The organism is Actinomycetota bacterium (assembly GCA_014360645.1).
Lineage (GTDB): Bacteria > Actinomycetota > Geothermincolia > Geothermincolales > RBG-13-55-18 > Solincola_B.
The window spans coordinates 78,622-95,282 of the sequence record JACIXD010000006.1; the positions used below are offsets into that span (position 1 = coordinate 78,622).

Annotated in this window: 13 protein-coding genes, 1 tRNA gene and 1 pseudogene; all 15 read right to left on the bottom strand. The window is 66.0% G+C overall.

The features are described from left to right. Positions 1-16: 16 nt before the first annotated feature. The 15 genes and pseudogenes from pgsA to H5T74_07055 all read right to left on the bottom strand — a co-directional run bounded on the left by pgsA (position 17) and on the right by H5T74_07055 (position 16,649). A complete protein-coding gene (gene pgsA, locus H5T74_06985) occupies positions 17-625 on the bottom strand; it encodes a CDP-diacylglycerol--glycerol-3-phosphate 3-phosphatidyltransferase (protein ID MBC7230120.1) in 609 nt (202 codons plus the stop codon). Between the two features lie 324 nt (positions 626-949). Further along, a tRNA-Pro gene (locus tag H5T74_06990) sits at positions 950-1,027 on the bottom strand. Between the two features lie 235 nt (positions 1,028-1,262). Further along, positions 1,263-3,371: a diguanylate cyclase gene (locus H5T74_06995; protein MBC7230121.1), complete on the bottom strand. Its 2,109-nt coding sequence runs from the start codon at positions 3,369-3,371 to the stop codon at positions 1,263-1,265. Between the two features lie 259 nt (positions 3,372-3,630). After that, positions 3,631-4,902, bottom strand: a complete 1,272-nt coding sequence (gene hflX, locus H5T74_07000; protein MBC7230122.1) for a GTPase HflX — start codon at positions 4,900-4,902, stop codon at positions 3,631-3,633. Between the two features lie 270 nt (positions 4,903-5,172). Beyond that, positions 5,173-6,333 carry an LL-diaminopimelate aminotransferase gene (locus H5T74_07005; protein MBC7230123.1) on the bottom strand — a complete coding sequence of 387 codons (1,161 nt, stop codon included), beginning with the start codon at positions 6,331-6,333 and terminating at the stop codon, positions 5,173-5,175. A gap of 134 nt (positions 6,334-6,467) precedes the next feature. After that, positions 6,468-7,322, bottom strand: coding sequence for a diaminopimelate epimerase (locus H5T74_07010; GenBank protein ID MBC7230124.1), 855 nt, complete (start codon positions 7,320-7,322; stop codon positions 6,468-6,470). Between the two features lie 77 nt (positions 7,323-7,399). After that, complete coding sequence (gene miaA / locus H5T74_07015) at positions 7,400-8,362, bottom strand: tRNA (adenosine(37)-N6)-dimethylallyltransferase MiaA (protein MBC7230125.1); 963 nt, start codon at positions 8,360-8,362, stop codon at positions 7,400-7,402. A gap of 9 nt (positions 8,363-8,371) precedes the next feature. Then, positions 8,372-9,739, bottom strand: a pseudogene (amrA, locus tag H5T74_07020) (AmmeMemoRadiSam system protein A). A gap of 290 nt (positions 9,740-10,029) precedes the next feature. Continuing rightward, positions 10,030-11,343, bottom strand: a complete 1,314-nt coding sequence (miaB, locus tag H5T74_07025; protein MBC7230126.1) for a tRNA (N6-isopentenyl adenosine(37)-C2)-methylthiotransferase MiaB — start codon at positions 11,341-11,343, stop codon at positions 10,030-10,032. A gap of 46 nt (positions 11,344-11,389) precedes the next feature. Beyond that, a complete protein-coding gene (locus tag H5T74_07030; GenBank protein MBC7230127.1) occupies positions 11,390-12,085 on the bottom strand; it encodes a sugar phosphate isomerase/epimerase in 696 nt (231 codons plus the stop codon). A gap of 105 nt (positions 12,086-12,190) precedes the next feature. Continuing rightward, positions 12,191-12,577, bottom strand: a complete 387-nt coding sequence (locus tag H5T74_07035) for a DUF948 domain-containing protein (protein ID MBC7230128.1) — start codon at positions 12,575-12,577, stop codon at positions 12,191-12,193. Between the two features lie 59 nt (positions 12,578-12,636). Continuing rightward, positions 12,637-12,897 carry a stage V sporulation protein S gene (locus tag H5T74_07040; protein ID MBC7230129.1) on the bottom strand — a complete coding sequence of 87 codons (261 nt, stop codon included), beginning with the start codon at positions 12,895-12,897 and terminating at the stop codon, positions 12,637-12,639. Between the two features lie 115 nt (positions 12,898-13,012). Then, positions 13,013-14,128 carry a sensor histidine kinase gene (locus H5T74_07045; protein MBC7230130.1) on the bottom strand — a complete coding sequence of 372 codons (1,116 nt, stop codon included), beginning with the start codon at positions 14,126-14,128 and terminating at the stop codon, positions 13,013-13,015. A gap of 124 nt (positions 14,129-14,252) precedes the next feature. Further along, on the bottom strand, positions 14,253-15,791 hold the full coding sequence (rny, locus tag H5T74_07050; GenBank protein MBC7230131.1) for a ribonuclease Y: 1,539 nt from the start codon (positions 15,789-15,791) through the stop codon (positions 14,253-14,255). 438 nt (positions 15,792-16,229) lie between these two features. Further along, on the bottom strand, positions 16,230-16,649 hold the full coding sequence (locus tag H5T74_07055; GenBank protein MBC7230132.1) for a RecX family transcriptional regulator: 420 nt from the start codon (positions 16,647-16,649) through the stop codon (positions 16,230-16,232). Between the last annotated feature and the right edge of the window lie 12 nt (positions 16,650-16,661).

The following is a 16,661-nucleotide window of genomic DNA, read 5'->3' on the forward strand; positions in this document are numbered from 1 at the left end:
TGGGAGGGCGGCGGGATCAGGAGCCGGGGGCGCTCTCGGCGCCTAAGATCTTTATACCCCTGCGGATATAGATGAAACCGCTGAGGTAGGAAAAGACGATCCCCACGCAGAAAAGCGCGAAACCGAGGGGGTTCACGCGGTCGAAAAAGCCCGCCTCACCAGAGGCCTGCGGCAGGTTCCAGAGCAGGAAGGCGCAGATGGCGGCGAAGAGCAGGGCGGTGGCCAGCTTTCCCGTCCAGTGCACGGCCAGCTTCTCGCGTATCTTCGGGTCGCTGATGCCCACCACCGGCGCGCCTATGAGCATAAGGGCGTCGCGGCTCACGATGAGCAAGCCCATCCAAAGGGGAAGGAAATGGCGCCACATCAGGGCCACCAGCACCGAGATCACCAGCAGTCTGTCCGCCAGGGGATCGACCACCTTGCCGAACTCGCTGATGGTGTTGGTACGGCGGGCGATCTGGCCATCGATGAAATCGGTGGCGGCGGCGAACACGAACACCCCCAGGGCCCAGTAATGGGCGCCGTCCACCCTGGAGGTGGAGGCGGCGGAGATGAGCCACAGCACCACGGGTATGAGGATGATGCGCAGGCAGGTGAAGAAGTTAGCGATGTTCTTCCTGATCATCCGGCACCTCCGCCTTGTCCCGTCGCCGCCATCGGCGACGCCTCCCCGTCGCCCTTCCGACCCCTCTCCGGCCCCGCTCCACCATGGCGCGCGGTCTGCCGGTCCGCAACCTCACCACGGGGAATCCCATACCGTTGGCGGCGCGGCCGCCGTATTTCCCGCGGTCGCCTTATGCGTACCACAAGGGTAATTTATCACGCCGCGTGCCTGCGGGACACCCCGTGGACGGCCGGCGGTTGCCCGCGGGCAAGGGTAACCGTGCCGCCGCCTTCGCCGGGGAGTACTGGAAAGGGGCCTCCCTTTTTCGGGAAGCCCCGCTCCTTGTGGTCGGGATGGCCGGATTTGAACCGGCGACCTCTTGACCCCCAGTCAAGCGCGCTAACCAAGCTGCGCCACATCCCGTATTCGCATCTCCAGCATTTCATTCTATCCGCCGCGAACGCGCATTGCAACGAAAGAACCTTCGTTGTCATCCCAAATCCGAATGCAAAACCGAATGTGGACGATTCATTGACGACATGAGCGGTGGATGGGGCTTTCATCACGGACCCAGACACACCGGGAAGGTCTCCCGGTGTCCGCTTACGGCTTTATCGGTGGCCGCCCTTCGATCTTACAGACAGGACGGACGGGGGGTTCAGGGGGCCGGCGCCGCATCGTCGCCGTGCAGGCGGGGATAGGTGAATCCATCCCCGGCGCCATAAGCGCACACCCGGTTGCGGCCCGACTGCTTGGCATGGTAGAGGGCGCGGTCGGCCATGTCGATGAGCTCCTCCGCGTCGAAGGCGTCCTCGGGAAGGTTGGCGACCCCCATGCTCACGGTGAGGTTCCCGCCCGGCTGGTCCTCCTCGAAGGGGAACACGTGGTCCTGGATGACGCGCCTGATGCGCTCGGCCATGGCCATGGCCTCGTGTTTCTCCACCTCGGGGATGATCACCGAGAACTCCTCTCCCCCGTAGCGGAAGACGGAATCCACGTCCCTGGTGTTCTGCATGAGGAGGCCTGCCAGCAGCCGCAGCACCTCGTCCCCTCTCAGGTGGCCGTGCCGGTCGTTGTAGTTCTTGAAGTAATCGATGTCCAACATGATGAAGGAGAGAGGGCGTTCGTAACGCAGAGAGCGCTTCACCTCCTCCCCCAGCACGCGCTTGAGATGGCGGATGTTGTAAAGCCCCGTCAGCTCGTCGGTTATGGCCAGCCGAGATATCTCCTCGAAGAGCCGCGCGCTCTCCACCGCCATGCCGATCTGTTCCCCGATGGCCTTGGCCAGGGTCACGTCCTCATCGTCGAAGGCGTCCCGGTAGCTGCTGGCCATGTGCAGGATGCCGTAGATCTTCTTGCCCGCGCGGATGGGAACGCAGAGGACGGAGCGCGTACGCGGGTCCACGGCCATGTTGAAGCAGCGGGATTCGGTGGCGATATCTCCGCACTGGTAGGCCTCGTCGCGGTCCAGTACGTAGCATCCCCCGCTGCGCTTGAAGGGGTGGCTGAGGTGGCGTTCCACGTATTCCGCGCTGAACCCGAAGCTGCGCACCGTCTCCATCAGCCCGGTGTCGAGATTGACGATGTTGATGAGGGCCTTTTCCGCGGCGAACAGGCCCCGGATGACGTCAAGGGCCAGGTTGTAGAGTTGGTCGAGGCTGGAGACGGTGCTAATGGCATCCACCACCCGTATGAGGCTGGTGAGCTGGGCGACCTTCTCCTCGCTGCGGCGGTAGAGGAGCGCGTTGTCGAGAAAGACCGATACGTGTGGGGAAAGGAGCTCCACCATCTCGAGGTCGCGCCGTCCGAAACCGCGGCGTCCGAGCTTGTTGGCGAGCACCAGGACCCCGATCCCCTTGCCCCGCGCGGCCAGCGGACAGGCCACGAGGTCGAATATCTCGTAGTCGGGGTGGAAGGGCGCCACCGCCATGTCCCTGGACTGACTGCGGGTGACGAGAATGGCCTTTCCCTGGCGGAAACAGTCGGTGAGCACACCGGGATCGTCCACCTTCAGGCGCAGCCTGCCCGCGGCCATGAAATCGAGGCCCAGCGAGGGCTGTTGCGCCTCCAGGGTCCCCGTCTTCTCGTTATAGAGAAACACCGTGGCCACCTCCGCGCGTGTGAGTTCCGCCAAGCGCTGGGTCATCTCCTTGAGCACGTTGTAGAGGGCGTGGCTCTTGCTTGAGCTCACGCTTATCTCGTAGAAGACCTTGAGCCTCCCCCGGTCCCTGATGAGGAGGTCGATGACGAAGAGGTTCATGGCGGTGGCGCCGATGAGATAGAGGTAACGGAAGGCCAAGGCCTGGGCGAGGTCATAGCCCGCAGGGTGGCCGGAGTCGAGGGCCGCAACCACGCCGTAGAAGGCCGCGCTCAGCAGGAAGGCGTAAATGGCCCCGCGGTAACCGTCGTATATCCCCCCTATCAGTGGTGCGATACCCAGGAAGAGGAAGAGATAGCTCTCCACGCCCCCGCAGAAATGCAGCGCGGCGCAGAAGAAGGCGATGTCCACGGCCCCCGTGAAGGCGCGCATGGTCCCCTTGAGGCCCATGGTGCCGTACAGGAAGTAGGTGAAGGCGGCATAGAGGAGGTAGGCGGCGGCCAGGATGTACAGCGGAGAATATTCCACCTCCGCCCCCAGGTCCACGCCGAGACGGTCCAGGTGCACCAGTCCCAGGAGCATGAGCGTGAAGAGGACGCGGAAGGCGACCTCCCTGCCGCGGGGGTCAAGCCTTTCCTTTTCTCCCAGGATCCGGTAACCAGCCGCCATCCGCTTCCTCTTCAGCCCTTGAATTCCGTGCCCGGGTATCCGTGCTCCGCGTCCTTTAAAAGGTGTGGCTCTCGCACACGGACGCATGCCCGTCCCCTTTCGCGGGTCTCCGCCATCCTCTTCCCGGACCTGCCGCCATCCGGATACATCGAAGCCGCATCCCCGTCCCCTTCCGCGGGTCTCCGCCATCAGGACCATATTAGCATCCGGCGAAGACGGACGTCCGCGCTCGGCGGATCCCCCGCCCCCTCTTTCCGCCTCATCCTTCCACGCTGCGCGTCGCGTCCCCCTCCGCCCCTCCTCCGCGCGACCTCCTGCCCCTCCGCATGCGGTCCGCGAAACGGTGCAGCATACTCTCCGGTATCTCGGCGACCACGCGGCAGCCCTCCTCCCCTTCCTTGATCTCCAGCACATTCCCCACGCGGTAGAGGAGGGCGAGACGGTCTCCTTCCGAGTACGGAAGGAGCAGGGTCACCACGCGCGAGGGCCGCAGCGCCTCCGCCATGCGCTCGCGCAGCTCCGCGAGCCCTACTCCGATGAGGGTGGAGACGAAGACCCCGTCCGGCACGGCGCGGGCGAGGTCCGCCCGGTCGGCGGCGTCCAGAAGGTCAGACTTGTTCAGGACCCTGATCGCCGGCAGGTCGCCCGCCCCGATCTCCTCCAGGACCTCCTCCACCGCCCGCATGCGTTCCTCCAGCCCGGGCGAGGCGGCGTCGATGACGTGCAGCAGCACGTCCGCCTCCGCCACCTCCTCCAGGGTGGACTTGAAGGCCTCCACCAGCTGGTGAGGGAGGCGCCGGATGAAGCCGACGGTGTCGGTGATCACCGCGTGGCGGTTTCCGGGCAGCTCCAGGCGGCGCGTGACGGGGTCGAGGGTGGAGAAGAGCTGGTCCTCCACCGTCACCCCCGCCCCGGTAAGGGCGTTGAGGAGGGAGGACTTGCCGGCATTGGTATAACCTACCAGGGCAAAGGTGGACGCGGAGCGTCTCTCGCGCCGCTTGCGCTTGAGCTTCCTGATGCGCGAGAGGTCCCTGAGCTCCCTGTCCAGGGTCTTGATGCGCGCGTTGATGCGCCGCCTGTCCACCTCCAGTTGCGTCTCGCCGGGACCCCTGGTGCCGATGCCTCCACCCAGCCTGCTCAGCTCGACTCCCCTTCCCGCCAGGCGGGTGAGGGAATAGCGCAGTTGGGCCATCTCCACCTGTGCCTTACCCTCCTTGGAGCGGGCGTGGATGGCGAAGATGTCCAGGATGAGGGCGGTGCGGTCAAGTACCTTGACCCCGAGGGCGTTTTCCAGGTTGCGCTGCTGGGAGGGGGTCAGTTCCTGGTCGAAGATCACCATATCCGCATGGCCGGATGCCGACAGTTCACGCAGCTCCTGCAGCTTTCCCCTTCCCAGCAGGGTGGCGGGATCGGGTCTGTTCCGGGACTGGCGCACCGCTCCCACCACCTCCGCGCCGGCGGTGAGAGCCAGGGAACGCAGCTCGCCCAGGCTCTCTTCCGCCTCCTCCTCAGAGGTCTCCCCCCAGCGCACGCCGACCAGAACGGCCCTTTCGGGGTCTTCCCTCTCCTTTCCGGGCAGTGACCTCAGCCCCCTTTCCCGCCTGCTGCCGCTTCCTCAGTCTCCCCGGGAACCGCACCCCCGCCGGAGGTGGGTGCGCCGGTCTCCATCGGAATATCCCTCCATGCCCCGAGGGCCGCCCGCACGCCGCTGCCTCGTCTTCCCCGCCTCCCCGGACCTCCCGCGGCTCGGGTCACGCCGTGCAGGCGCTACCGCCGCGCGACCGCGAGTCGCGGCTGCGGCTCAGGAGAACGCTCTCTTCATGCGCTCGATGCCCTCGCGGATAAGCCCGTCCGGCAGGGTGAGCGAGAAACGCACGTAACCTTCACCCCGACGCCCGTATGCGGAGCCGGGGGCCACCACCACCTCGGCCTTCTCCAGCAGCTCCCTCGCGAAGGCGGCGGAATCGTAGCCCTCCGGGACCTTCATCCACACGTACAGGGTGGCCCTAGGCGGGTCCACCTCCCAGCCCAAGGAACGCAGGCCCTCCACCAGCATGTCTCTCCTGCGCCGGTATATCTCGCGGTTGGCCTCCACGCAGTCCTGGGGTCCCTCAAGCGCCGATACCGCCGCGAGCTGTACGGCGTTGAAGACGCCGGAGTCGATGTTCTCCTTCACCGCGGCGAAGGCGGAGATGATGTCCCTGCCCCCCACCGCGAAGCCCACGCGCCAGCCGGTCATGTTGTAGGTCTTGGAGAGGGAGTGGAACTCCACCGCGAGCTCCTTCGCCCCATCTATCTCCAGCACAGAGGGCGCCACGTAGCCGTCGTAGGTGATCTCGGAATAGGCCAGGTCGTGGGCGATGACCACCTGGTGTCGGCGAGCGTAAAACACCAGCTCTTCCAGGAAGGCGTGGTCGGCCACGGCGGCGGTGGGGTTGTTGGGATAGTTGAGGAAGATGAGCTCCGCGCAGCGCCAGGTCTCCTCGGGGATGTCGCGCAGCCTGGGAAGAAATCCCTCCCCCTCCTCCAGGGGCACCTCCATGGGAATTCCGCCGCAGAAGGTCACCGAGGTGCGGTAAACGGGGTAAGCCGGGTCGGGCACCAGGGCAAGATCGCCCGGATCGAGCAGGGCCAAGGGAAGGTGGGCGATGCCCTCCTTGGAGCCGATGAGGGCGAGCACTTCCCTCTCCGGGTCGAGGCCCACGCCGAAGCGGTTCCGGAACCACTCCGCCGCCGCCTCGCGGTAACGCGCCATACCGCGGTATGAGGGGTAGCGGTGGTTCTCGGGGCGCGCCGCCTCCGCGCTCAGCCTTTCCACCACATGGGGAGGGGTGGGGAGGTCGGGGTCTCCCACCCCGAAGTTGATCACCTCCACTCCCCGCGATCGCTTCTCCTCGATTATCCGGTCGATCTCGGCGAACAGGTATGGCGGCAGTTCAGCGATGCGCCTGGCGACCTTCACCTCTCCTCCTTCACGCTTTCCGTCTGCGGTCCGTCCACCCCCGGTTGCGGCTTGCGGCTCACCCCCGGAGCGGCAGCTCCGAGATGCGCCTGGCGACCTTCACCTCTCCTCCTTCACGCGTTCTCGTTTGCCCGTCACCGGTCCGTATAGAAGGAGGGAGAGAGCTCGCCCATGAAGACCTCCACCGCCGGACCCCGCATGAGCAGGTGTCCGTGTTCGTCGGCGGATATGACCAGGTCTCCTCCGGGCAGGGTCACGCGCACGGGAAAGGAACTCCGGCCCAGGTTGACCGCCGAAACCGCCGCGGCGCAGGCGCCGGTCCCGCAAGCCCGCGTCTCCCCCACTCCCCGCTCCCAGACCCTCACCAGGAGTCGGTCGCCGCCGCGGGGCTCCATGAACTCCACGTTGGTGCGCCGCGGGAAGGCGGGATGTACCTCTATCTCCGGTCCCAGGGTGGCGACAGGAGCCTCCTCGATGTCCCCCACCGGGATCACGCAGTGGGGGTTTCCCATGGACACGCAGAAGACCTCCAGCGAGGCGCCGTTCCCGAGCTCGAGGTTCACCATCCCCGGCCTGGAGGGATCGCCGTACGAAGGGAGGTCCGGGGATGCCAGGTCCGGCATGCCCATGTCCACCTCCACCTCCCGCACCATTCCCTCTTCCACCTCCAGGCGCAGGGACTTCATCCCCGCAGCCGTCTCTATGAGCATCTCTTTCCTGGTGATGCCCGCACGCTCGTAGAGATACTTGGCGAGGCAGCGGATGCCGTTGCCGCACATCTCGGCCTCGCTCCCGTCGGCGTTGAAGATGCGCATGCGGGCGTCTCCCCCGGCTTCGGAGGGAGCGGTATGGATCACCCCGTCCGCGCCGATGCCCGTATGCCTCCTGCACCAGGCCTCCACCTCCCCCGCCGAGGGCACGGGGGTTCCCGTGAAGCCGTCCAGGATGACGAAGTCGTTCCCGGTGCCGTGATACTTGTAAAACCTCATGACCTCACCGCCGGTGTATACGACTCACCGCCTGCCGAGAGCACGCGGCGGCGGCGCCTGCACGTGCTCCGCGGCCCTCACCCGAGTCCGAGCTCTCTTGCCACGTGATCATGGATCCTGCGGGCCGCGGCGCTGTAGGAGCCGGGGCCCTCCTCCCCTTCCATCTCCATCCACAAGAGCCCCGGTACGCGCCTGAACCAGGTCAGCTGGCGCTTGGCGTAATTGCGGGACCTCCGCTTGATTTCAGTGATAGTTTCCTCGAGGGGTATCCCCCTGTCAAGGTGACGGATGACCTCCCGGTACCCAAGGGCCTGGGCGGCGGTGCGCGACAGCCCTCCCCGGGAGAGCAGCCCGCGCACCTCCTCCACCAGGCCGGCCGCGAACATCTCCTCCACGCGGCGGTCGATACGTCGGTAAAGCTCCTCGCGCGGCAGCGTCAACACCACGCCCGCGTAGCGGTAGAGGGGCCTCTGCTGTCCCCTCTTCACCTGGAAGGAGGAAAACGGTCTGCCGGTGCGGCGGTAGACCTCCATGGCCCTGGCCACCCGCCGCAGGTTCTCCATCCCCTCGCCGCATGCGAAATCCGGGTCCACCTCCGCGAGACTGCGGCGCAGTCCCTCGGGATCCCTGCGCGCCCAGTCCTCGATGTCGCGCCGCAGCCGGTCATCGCGGCTGCCGGGCGGGAAGCGCAGGTCGAAGACCGCGGCCTCGAAGTAGAGCCCCGTCCCTCCCACCAGCAGAGGGAGTCTGCCTCGCGCCGCTGTATCTGCCATTATATCCCTGGCCTGCGCCTGGAAGAGGGCCACGGAGTATTCCTCCTGCGCCTCCACCACGTCGATCATGTGGTGGACGACGCGACGGCGCAGGCTTTCGTCCGGCTTTGCGGTCCCGATGTCCATGCCCCGGTAGACCTGCATGGAATCGACGGAGATGATCTCCAGCGGACATAGCGAAGCCAGCTCCACGGCGACCCTGCTCTTGCCCACCGCGGTGGGCCCCAGGATGGCCGCAACCCTTATCTCGCCGCCCGCTCCGGCCATCTCGACCCGTCAGTGATGTCTGGTCACGGTGAAGCGGAAGAGCTGTACGGGCTCGTGCTCGGCGATGCCGGCCTTGGCGCGAGCGATCTCGAGCTGCTGCTCCACGCTGTCGACCCCTTCGAGGTCGGGCAGAAGAAGCCCTATCCTCCCTCCCCTCTTCACGATCACCCCGTAGCGCTTGGGGTCGAGATGGGAGGCGTCGGGGACCGGCTCGGGATCGCTGAGCACGTCCACGCTGATCTCCAGTTCCGGTATCTCCTCCGCGGTCACGGGCGGAAAGCGGGGGTCGCGCGTGGCGGCGCTGATGGCGTTGCTGATGATCTCCTCCGCGAGGTTATCGTAACAGGGCTGGAAGGTGCCGATGCAACCCCTCAGCTCTCCCCGCTTTTTCAGGCTCACGAAGGCGGCGGCCTTCTCCTCCAGCTCCCCGCCCAGGTTTCCGGACTCCGCAGCCCGCAGCCGCCTTCCCTCCCTCACCCAGGCCTCGATGGCGGCCCGCGCCAGCCTGACGTGGGGACTCTCCTCCTGCCGCGCCGCCTCGTCCTTCACGGGGAACACCTCCTAGCTCACACGCGTATGCAACGACACAAGATACCCTACCCCGAAGGGGCCTTCATAGGACAGAACCTCGTTAACCAGGTCGCCGTCCTTCAGGGCTCCCCAGAGAGCATGGATGGAGCGAAAGCCGCACTCCCCCGCCTCCTCCACCAGATCCTCGGGGATGTCTCGCAGGGAGTCGAAATCCCCGCCCGCGGCGATGTCCCGGATGCGGGAATCGAACTCCGCCCCCCGTGGACTGTATCCCGCCGGAGCTCCCCGCAAAAGGCGGTGCGAGAGATCGCCGCTGGCCACGAACACCGCCCTGCGACCCAGTTCCTCGCAAGCCCTGGCCGCCGCGCGCCCGAGCTGGAAATGGTCCTGGTAGGACAGGCCGGAGATGGAAAGAGATACCACGGGGGTCTCGAAGGCCTGGTCCAGGTAGTAAAGGGGAACCAGGAGGCCGTGATCGAGTTCCTCTCCCCCCTCCAGCCAGCGGGACGGCCGCGCTGAGACCGGTGCCAGCGGCAGCCCCTCCTCTCCGGCCACGCGCAACAGGGCCTCCACCAGCTCCAGGTCGTTGCGCTTGGAGATGCGCACCCCCGGCTGGCCGAAGGCGGCGAAACTGCCGGTCAGTTCGGGGGAGCCCTTGACGGTGAAGGAGTCGCGGTACATGGGGGTATGGGGGGAGATCATCACCAGCACCCTGGGCGCGAGTTCCGCCAACCTACGCGCGAGGGCCTCCATGGCTCGTCGGGTGGAACGCACCTTTTCGAGGTCTCGCCCGCCGATGGCCGGTACGAGCAGCGGCGGATGGGGCACGATGCAGCCTGCCGCCATCCCTTCCTTCCTGGTCATGCCGTCACCCCCGCCTTTCTATATCCCGCGCCCCCGCTCATGAGGCTCCTTCCTCCTTCACTTAGCCGTTCCTTCGACTCATTTCCGTGAGTTCGCCTCCAGGCCTCGGCCCGGAGGCCGCAGGGGCTTTCGTTCCCGACTCCGTGTATAGCATACCCAGGTACGCTGGGCGGAAAACGTGCACGCGATCCCCGGCGGTTCAGCCCGTCACCTCCCGGCCGAAGCAGCGTTTGTGAACGGCATAGGGGGCATGAAACACGCATGGCGGCATTTCAGCCCATCACCTCCAAGAGCTCTCCCCGCAGGCTCCAGCTCCCCGCGCCGGTCACGCGCACGCGCACGAACCTGCCCGTGAGGTCCTCTCCGCCGCGCTGGAAGTGGAGCGGGAGATTGCGGCGCGTGCGCGCCGCCCAGAAATTGGGGTCCCTGCGGCTGGGGCCGTGCACCAGCGCCTCCAGCTCCCTCCCCACCTCCGCCAGCAGGGCCTGGGAGGTGAGGCGGCGGGTCAGGGCGGTCAGCCGGGACATGCGCTCGCGCTTGACCTCGTGGGGCACGTCATCCGCTAGCTGGGCCGCGGGCGTTCCCGGCCGCGGGTTGAAGACGAAGGTAAACGCGGTGTCGAAACGGCAGAGCTCCACCATCTCCAGGGTGTCCCGAAAATCCTCCTCGCTCTCTCCCGGGAAACCCACGATGATGTCCGTGGACAGCGCCACCCCCTCCACCTCCCGCCTCAGGGCCCTGGCCTTCTCCAGGTATTCTTCCCTCCCGTAGCCGCGCCGCATGGCCTCCAGCACGCGGTCCGACCCGGCCTGCAGCGGAAGGTGCACATACTCGCATACCCCGGGGGTCTCCGCTATGGCCCGCATCACCTCGAGGTCGAAATCCCTCGGGTGCGAGGTGGTGAAGCGCAGCCACACCTCCGGAAAGGAAGCCCCCAAGGCCCTGAGCAGGTCGGCGAAACGGCTCCTCCCCTCCTCCTTGCGCCGATAGGAATCGACGTTCTGTCCCAGGAGGTTGATCTCCCGGGCGCCGGCCGCCACGTGCTCCCCCACCTCCCGCATGACCTCCTCCACGGGGCGGCTGGTCTCCTCCCCCCGCACGTAAGGGACCACGCAGTAGGAGCAGAAGTTGTCGCAGCCGTTGGTGATGGTGACCCAGGCTCGGAAGTCCTCCCGGCGCCGGGCGGGCAGCCCGCGCGGCGAAAGCCCGCCCATGGCCGTGCTGCATACGGCGCCCTGTGCCGCCCGCTCCAGGAGAACGGCGATCTGCGGGTACTGGTGGGTCCCGAAAATAAGGTCCACGTGGGGCGCTTTCCTTCGCAGCATCTCGCCCTCCTTCTGCGCCAGGCAGCCGCCCACGGCGATCAGAGCACCGTTCCTCTCCTTCAGCGGTCGCAGCGCGGACAGCCTGCCGTAGAGCCTGCGCTCCGCGCTCTCCCGTACGCAGCAGGTCACGAGGATGATGGCGTCGGCCTCTTCCGGCTCGGCCTCCCTCCACCCCTCCCGCTCCAGCAAGCCCGCTATGCGCTCGGAGTCGTGGATGTTCATCTGGCACCCGAAGGTGAGCAGGGCGTATCTCCTCTCCATGACATACATATTAACGCAGGCGGCGCGGGAAGAGGGTTCCTGCGGCTCAGTTGCCCGCCGCGAGGTGCTCGCGGCAGAACTCCAGGCTGCGCCTCAGGTTGTCCACCAGCCTGGCCTCGCCCAGCCTAGCCTCCAGCGGCCCCGGCCCCAGCTCCAGGGACACGCATCCCGCGAAGCCGTCCCGGGCGATAAGGCGCAGGAAACGGTCCAGAGGCAACCTGCCCTCGAAGGGCAGTGCGTGGTCGTCGAACCCCTTGCGGTAATTGTTGGAAAGGTGAACGTGGCGGACGCGTTCTCCCAGTCTTTCCCAGGCCCGGAAGATGTCCACGCCCGCGATGGCGAAATGGCTGGTGTCGAAGACGAGGTGGGGGAACCCTGCCAGCTCCTCGAGGCTGTTGTAGAGGCTGAGATTGAGCGGGCGGTGGGCCTTGACCAGCATGGCGTTCTCCACCGCCAGCGTGACCCCCGCAGCCTCGCAGCGGGCTTCCGCTTCGCGCCGCAGCCAGCGTGCGTATCCCCACTGCCAGAGATAGGGAAGATGCGCCACCACCACCATCGCCCCCAGTTCCCTGGCCATGGCCACGGAGGCGTCGATCTTGCCGCGGTGATCGCCCCATACCTTCTTGGCTGCAAGTAGGAAGGGCGCGTGTATGGCGCGGACCTCGAGGCGGTGAGCGGCGGCCAGCTCGGCGACCAGCTCGCCGCTCTGGGTGTCCGCGCGTTTAGTGACCATGAGCTCCACGCCCGTGAATCCAGCCTCCGCCGCGAGCCGGAAGGCGTCATCGAGGGCGAAGCTGAAAAGGGATGCGGTGGAGAGGATGACCTCGGCTATCTGGACCTACCTCCCCTACCTCTCGCCATGTCTGCGCAACCTGCGCGCCGCCCCCCGGAAGAGCAGCGAGGTGCCGGCGAAACCGGCGAGCATGCCTCCCAGACGCGCCAGGGGCGAACGTAGGGCCCCCTCCACCGAGCGCATGCCGCTTTCGGCCATCCCCAGCATCTCCTGCACCTCGCCGGTCATGGCGGAGATCTTTTCCAGCTCTCCGTTGACCTCCTCCAGGGTGTGGTTGAGGCCGGTTAGCAGCATGTTGACCTGGGGACGCGCGTCGTCGAGGGTTCGGTTGAGGTGGTCGATGCCCCGCCCCGCCTTGAGGGTCAGCCTGATGAGGAAAAAGCTGAGCGCGGGCACGGAGACGATGGCCACCACCAGCAATATCGCCTTGAGGACCTGCAATTTTCCTCCTGAGAAAGGGCTGCCCCGCGAAGCGGCGCGGTCTGATGGACGGCCGCGGATCAGCGCGACTCCACGGACAGCCTGATGGCCGTGCGCTCCTCGCCGTCGATGATGATGTCGGTGAAGGCGGGAATGCAGACCAGGTCGATGCCGCTCGGCGCCACGAACCCTCTCGCGATGGCGATGGCCTTGATGGCCTGGTTGAGGGCCCCCGCACCGATCACCTGGATCTCGGCGCTGCCCGCCTCCCTCAACACGCCCGCCAGGGCTCCGGCGACCGAGTTGGGGTTCGACTTCGAAGAAACCTTGAGCACTTCCATGTCCCGTTACTCCTCCCGGTACTACCGCCTTGAAACGCTGCCGACATCCCTGAATAGTGAATTATGATATACCATTTCGGCATGGCGCGAAAGGATTGCGCCTTCCCGGATCCCCTCAGCCGTCGTCCTCCCGGTCGTGGAGCGCGAGGGAGATGATGATGCGGTTCTTGCGCCTCTTGATGACCGGGGGCTCGAAACGCAGGAGGTGCCTCTCCCCCATCTCCCGCAGGAGGTCCTGCAGCGATCCGGAGATCCTCTCTAGGTCCTCCTGCTCCAGGCGCCGCGCCAGGTGGTCGGTCCACACCGCCCGTGGCTGGCGGTGGAGGTCGGCCCGCCGCGGGGGGGAGTCGCGCCCTCCCTCGTCCAGGAGCTCGTTCACGCTCATGAGGGGAGGTATCTCGTATTCCAGGATACGGAAGGCGTTGCGCTCGGACACGCTCAGCCCCAGCCGTTCCAGGGCGAAACGGTGCAGGGCTCGTCCCTCGCTCATGCCCCCGAGATCGAACCATAGCGGCCAGGTCTCCCCGCCCCTGCCCTCCGCCCAGCCCTTGCGCAGCTCCTGGGAGCGGTGATAAAGGGTCGCCAGCACCTCGGCGTTGGAGCCCAGGAAGAAGCGCACCCCCTCGCAGCCGAGGGCGTATTCCGCCAGCACCCGGGGGACGTTGCGCGGTCCTCCCCCCACCGCGGCTCTGCCCTCCTCGTCTCTCTCCAGGCGCGGGAAGGTGGACTGGTCCTTCTTTTCCGGTACCTTCTGGGTATCCAGGCGCGCGAAGATGATGGTGCCGCATCCCTCCACGGAATCCACCAGCCTGACCTCTTCAGCCACCTGCTTGATGGAGAAGAGGGCCATGCCCCTGCCGTGCACCCCGAAGGCGTCCTCCACCACCCCTTCCACCTTGGAGGTGACGCGGGCCTCGAAGATCTTGCGGTGCAGGGGGGCCGGGATGCCGCCGCCGTCGTCCAGCACGGTGATGTTGCGCCAGCGGCCCCTTTCCTTCTGGAAGGAGACGTAGATCTCGTGCGCCCCGGCGTCGCGCGCGTTGCGCACCAGCTCCTTCACCACGTCCTCTACGGAGCGGATGTCCTGCAGAGCCTGGCGGCGCTCCGCCTCGGTTATCCTCAGCCTCACGTAGCCGTGGCCGAGGTCCTCCTCGACGGTGAAGGTATTGTGGTCGGCGAAGCTCCTGATGAACCCCAGGAGATCGCTCTCATCTCCATCCGTCCTCGACACCTGCGATCACATCCCTGCCCGGTCCGTCGCTCTCTCCGCGATCTCTATTCTCCATCTCGGCAGCGATGCCCGCATCCTGAACGCCGCAGGCGGGCGAGGCAGACAGGCCGGGAGGGGGTTGCGCCTACTTGGCGTAGTCAACCACGCGCTTCTCCCTCACCACGGTGATCTTGATCTGTCCGGGATATTCCAGCTCGTCCTCTATCTGTCTCGCGATCTCGCGCGACAGCGTCACGCAGCCCAGGTCGTCGATGACGTCCGATTTCACCATCACCCTGATCTCGCGCCCCGCCTGCAGCGCATAGGAGCTCTCCACCCCCTCGAAGGAATCGGCGATGGTCTCCAGCTTCTCCAGGCGCTTTATGTAGCTCTCCAGGGTCTCGCGCCGCGCTCCCGGCCGGGCCGCGCTTATGGCGTCCGCGGCCTGCACCAGCACCGCCTCGATGCTGTGGGCCTCCACCTCTTCGTGGTGAGCCTCTATGGCATGCACCACCGCCTCGCTCTCCTTGAGGCGCTTTGCCAGCTCGGCACCGATGATGGCGTGCGAGCCCTCCACCTCGTGGTCGATGGCCTTGCCGATGTCGTGCAGCAGGCCGGCGCGCTTGGCCAGCTTGATATCGGTGCCCAGCTCCGCGGCCATTATCCCGGCCAGATGCGCCACCTCTATGGAGTGCTTGAGCACGTTCTGTCCGTAACTGGTGCGGTACTTGAGGCGGCCGAGTACCCTCATCAGCTCGTGGTTCACGCCGTGTAGGCCCACCTCGAAGACGGCCTGCTCGCCGACCTCCTTGATCTCCGCCTCCACCTCGGCCTTGGCCTTGTCGTACATCTCCTCGATGCGCGCGGGCTGGATGCGCCCGTCGGTTATGAGCCTCTCCAGGGTTAGCCGGGCTATCTCCCTCCTCACGGGATCGAAGCTGGAGAGGATCACCGCCTCCGGGGTGTCGTCGATGATGAGGTTGATGCCGGTGAGGGTCTCGAAGGTGCGGATGTTCCTGCCCTCTCGGCCGATGATGCGCCCCTTCATCTCGTCGTTGGGCAGAGGGACCACCGATACCGTGGTCTCGGCCACGTGGTCGGACGCGCATCTCTGGATGGCGTTGGCGATGATGTGCTTGGCCTTTTTGTCCGCCTCGTCGCGCAGGCGGCTCTCGATCTTCTTGATCACTTGAGCCGCTTCGCGCTTGGTCTCCTGTTCCACCTGGGTGAGCAGGAGCTGCTTGGCCTCCTCCCTCGAAAGACCGGCGATGCTCTCCAGCTTGGACCTCTGCTCATCCAGCGTCCTCTTCACCTCTTCGCGCATGTCCTGGATCTCGCTCTCCTTGGCTGCCAGCGACCTTTCCCTCTTCTCGAGGTTCTCGGCCCGGTTGTCGAGCTGTTCCTCGCGCTGCAGGAGCCGGCGCTCCAGCCTCTGGAGCTCGCTGCGACGGTTCTTTATCTCCCGCTCCGCCTCGCTGCGCATGGCGAAGATCTCATCCTTAGCCTCGACTAGAGCTTCACGCTTCCTGGTCTCGGCGACCTTCTCCGCCTCTTGCTTTATCCTCCTGGCCTCCTCCTCCGCCGAGGATATCTTCGCCTCGGCCATGAACTTCCTGGCCAGGTAGCCACCCAGCAGCCCGCAGGCAAGGGCCGCCACGCCGATCACTATGCTTACGACAACCATGGATACTCCTCCCTTCGTTTATGTAAAGCCGGGGTTTAACCCCTTACTTAACGCAAAAATGCCGAGTGTTATCTCGGCATAAGGCTTAAATCTGCGATTTAGATTTACCGTCTTGGCCCTCTTTAGACCTGCCTCCAACGGTATATCCCTAAGGCGACTGATCGCCTGAAGAACGAACGAACACCTTAAGCCTGATTAAATTCTAGGAGTAGCCACCTGCACTGTCAAGGAAAGCGGTCCTGTCTTTTCATGCGTAGAGAGGAGCCGCGGTTTCCGCGCAGAACCGATTTTTCCCGTTTATCGAGGAGCTCGCCGGGGCCGGGTCAAAGGTCGGGCCTTGATCCTTCGCGGGACGGCTTTATCCGGGCCCGCGGGACATACAACCCTGAAAGGTCGGTTGCATGGCAGCGGATATCGCCTTGCCCTGCGAGGCTCGGGTCATGTCCGAAAGCCTTCCAGAGCTCGAGATATGGAGCTCGGCGAGAATCCCCTTCTCGCGAGGAGACCGGCTGCCTTTTTCAGCGCCTCGGCCCGGTCCTCGTGAGGACGCTCCGTAAGCACGGCGGCTACGATGCGAGCTGCGTCCTCGCTCTCCCTGTCGGGGTCGAAGGCTCGGCGCATGGCCTCCTCTGCGACCTCTCTCCCGATCCCCCGCCTCCGCAGCTCGCCGTAGACGCGCCCGCTCCCGCGACGCGACCGCTGTGCCGCGGCCACCAGCGCTCGCGCTAGCGCCGCATCGTCGAGAAGGCCCCGCGCCTCCAGGTCCTCCACCACACCCCGCGCCGTCTCAGACGAGAACCCCCTGGCCAGCAGGTCCTCCCTTATCTCGTGGCTGCTCCGCTGGCGGTAGGAGAGCATTCTAAGGGCACG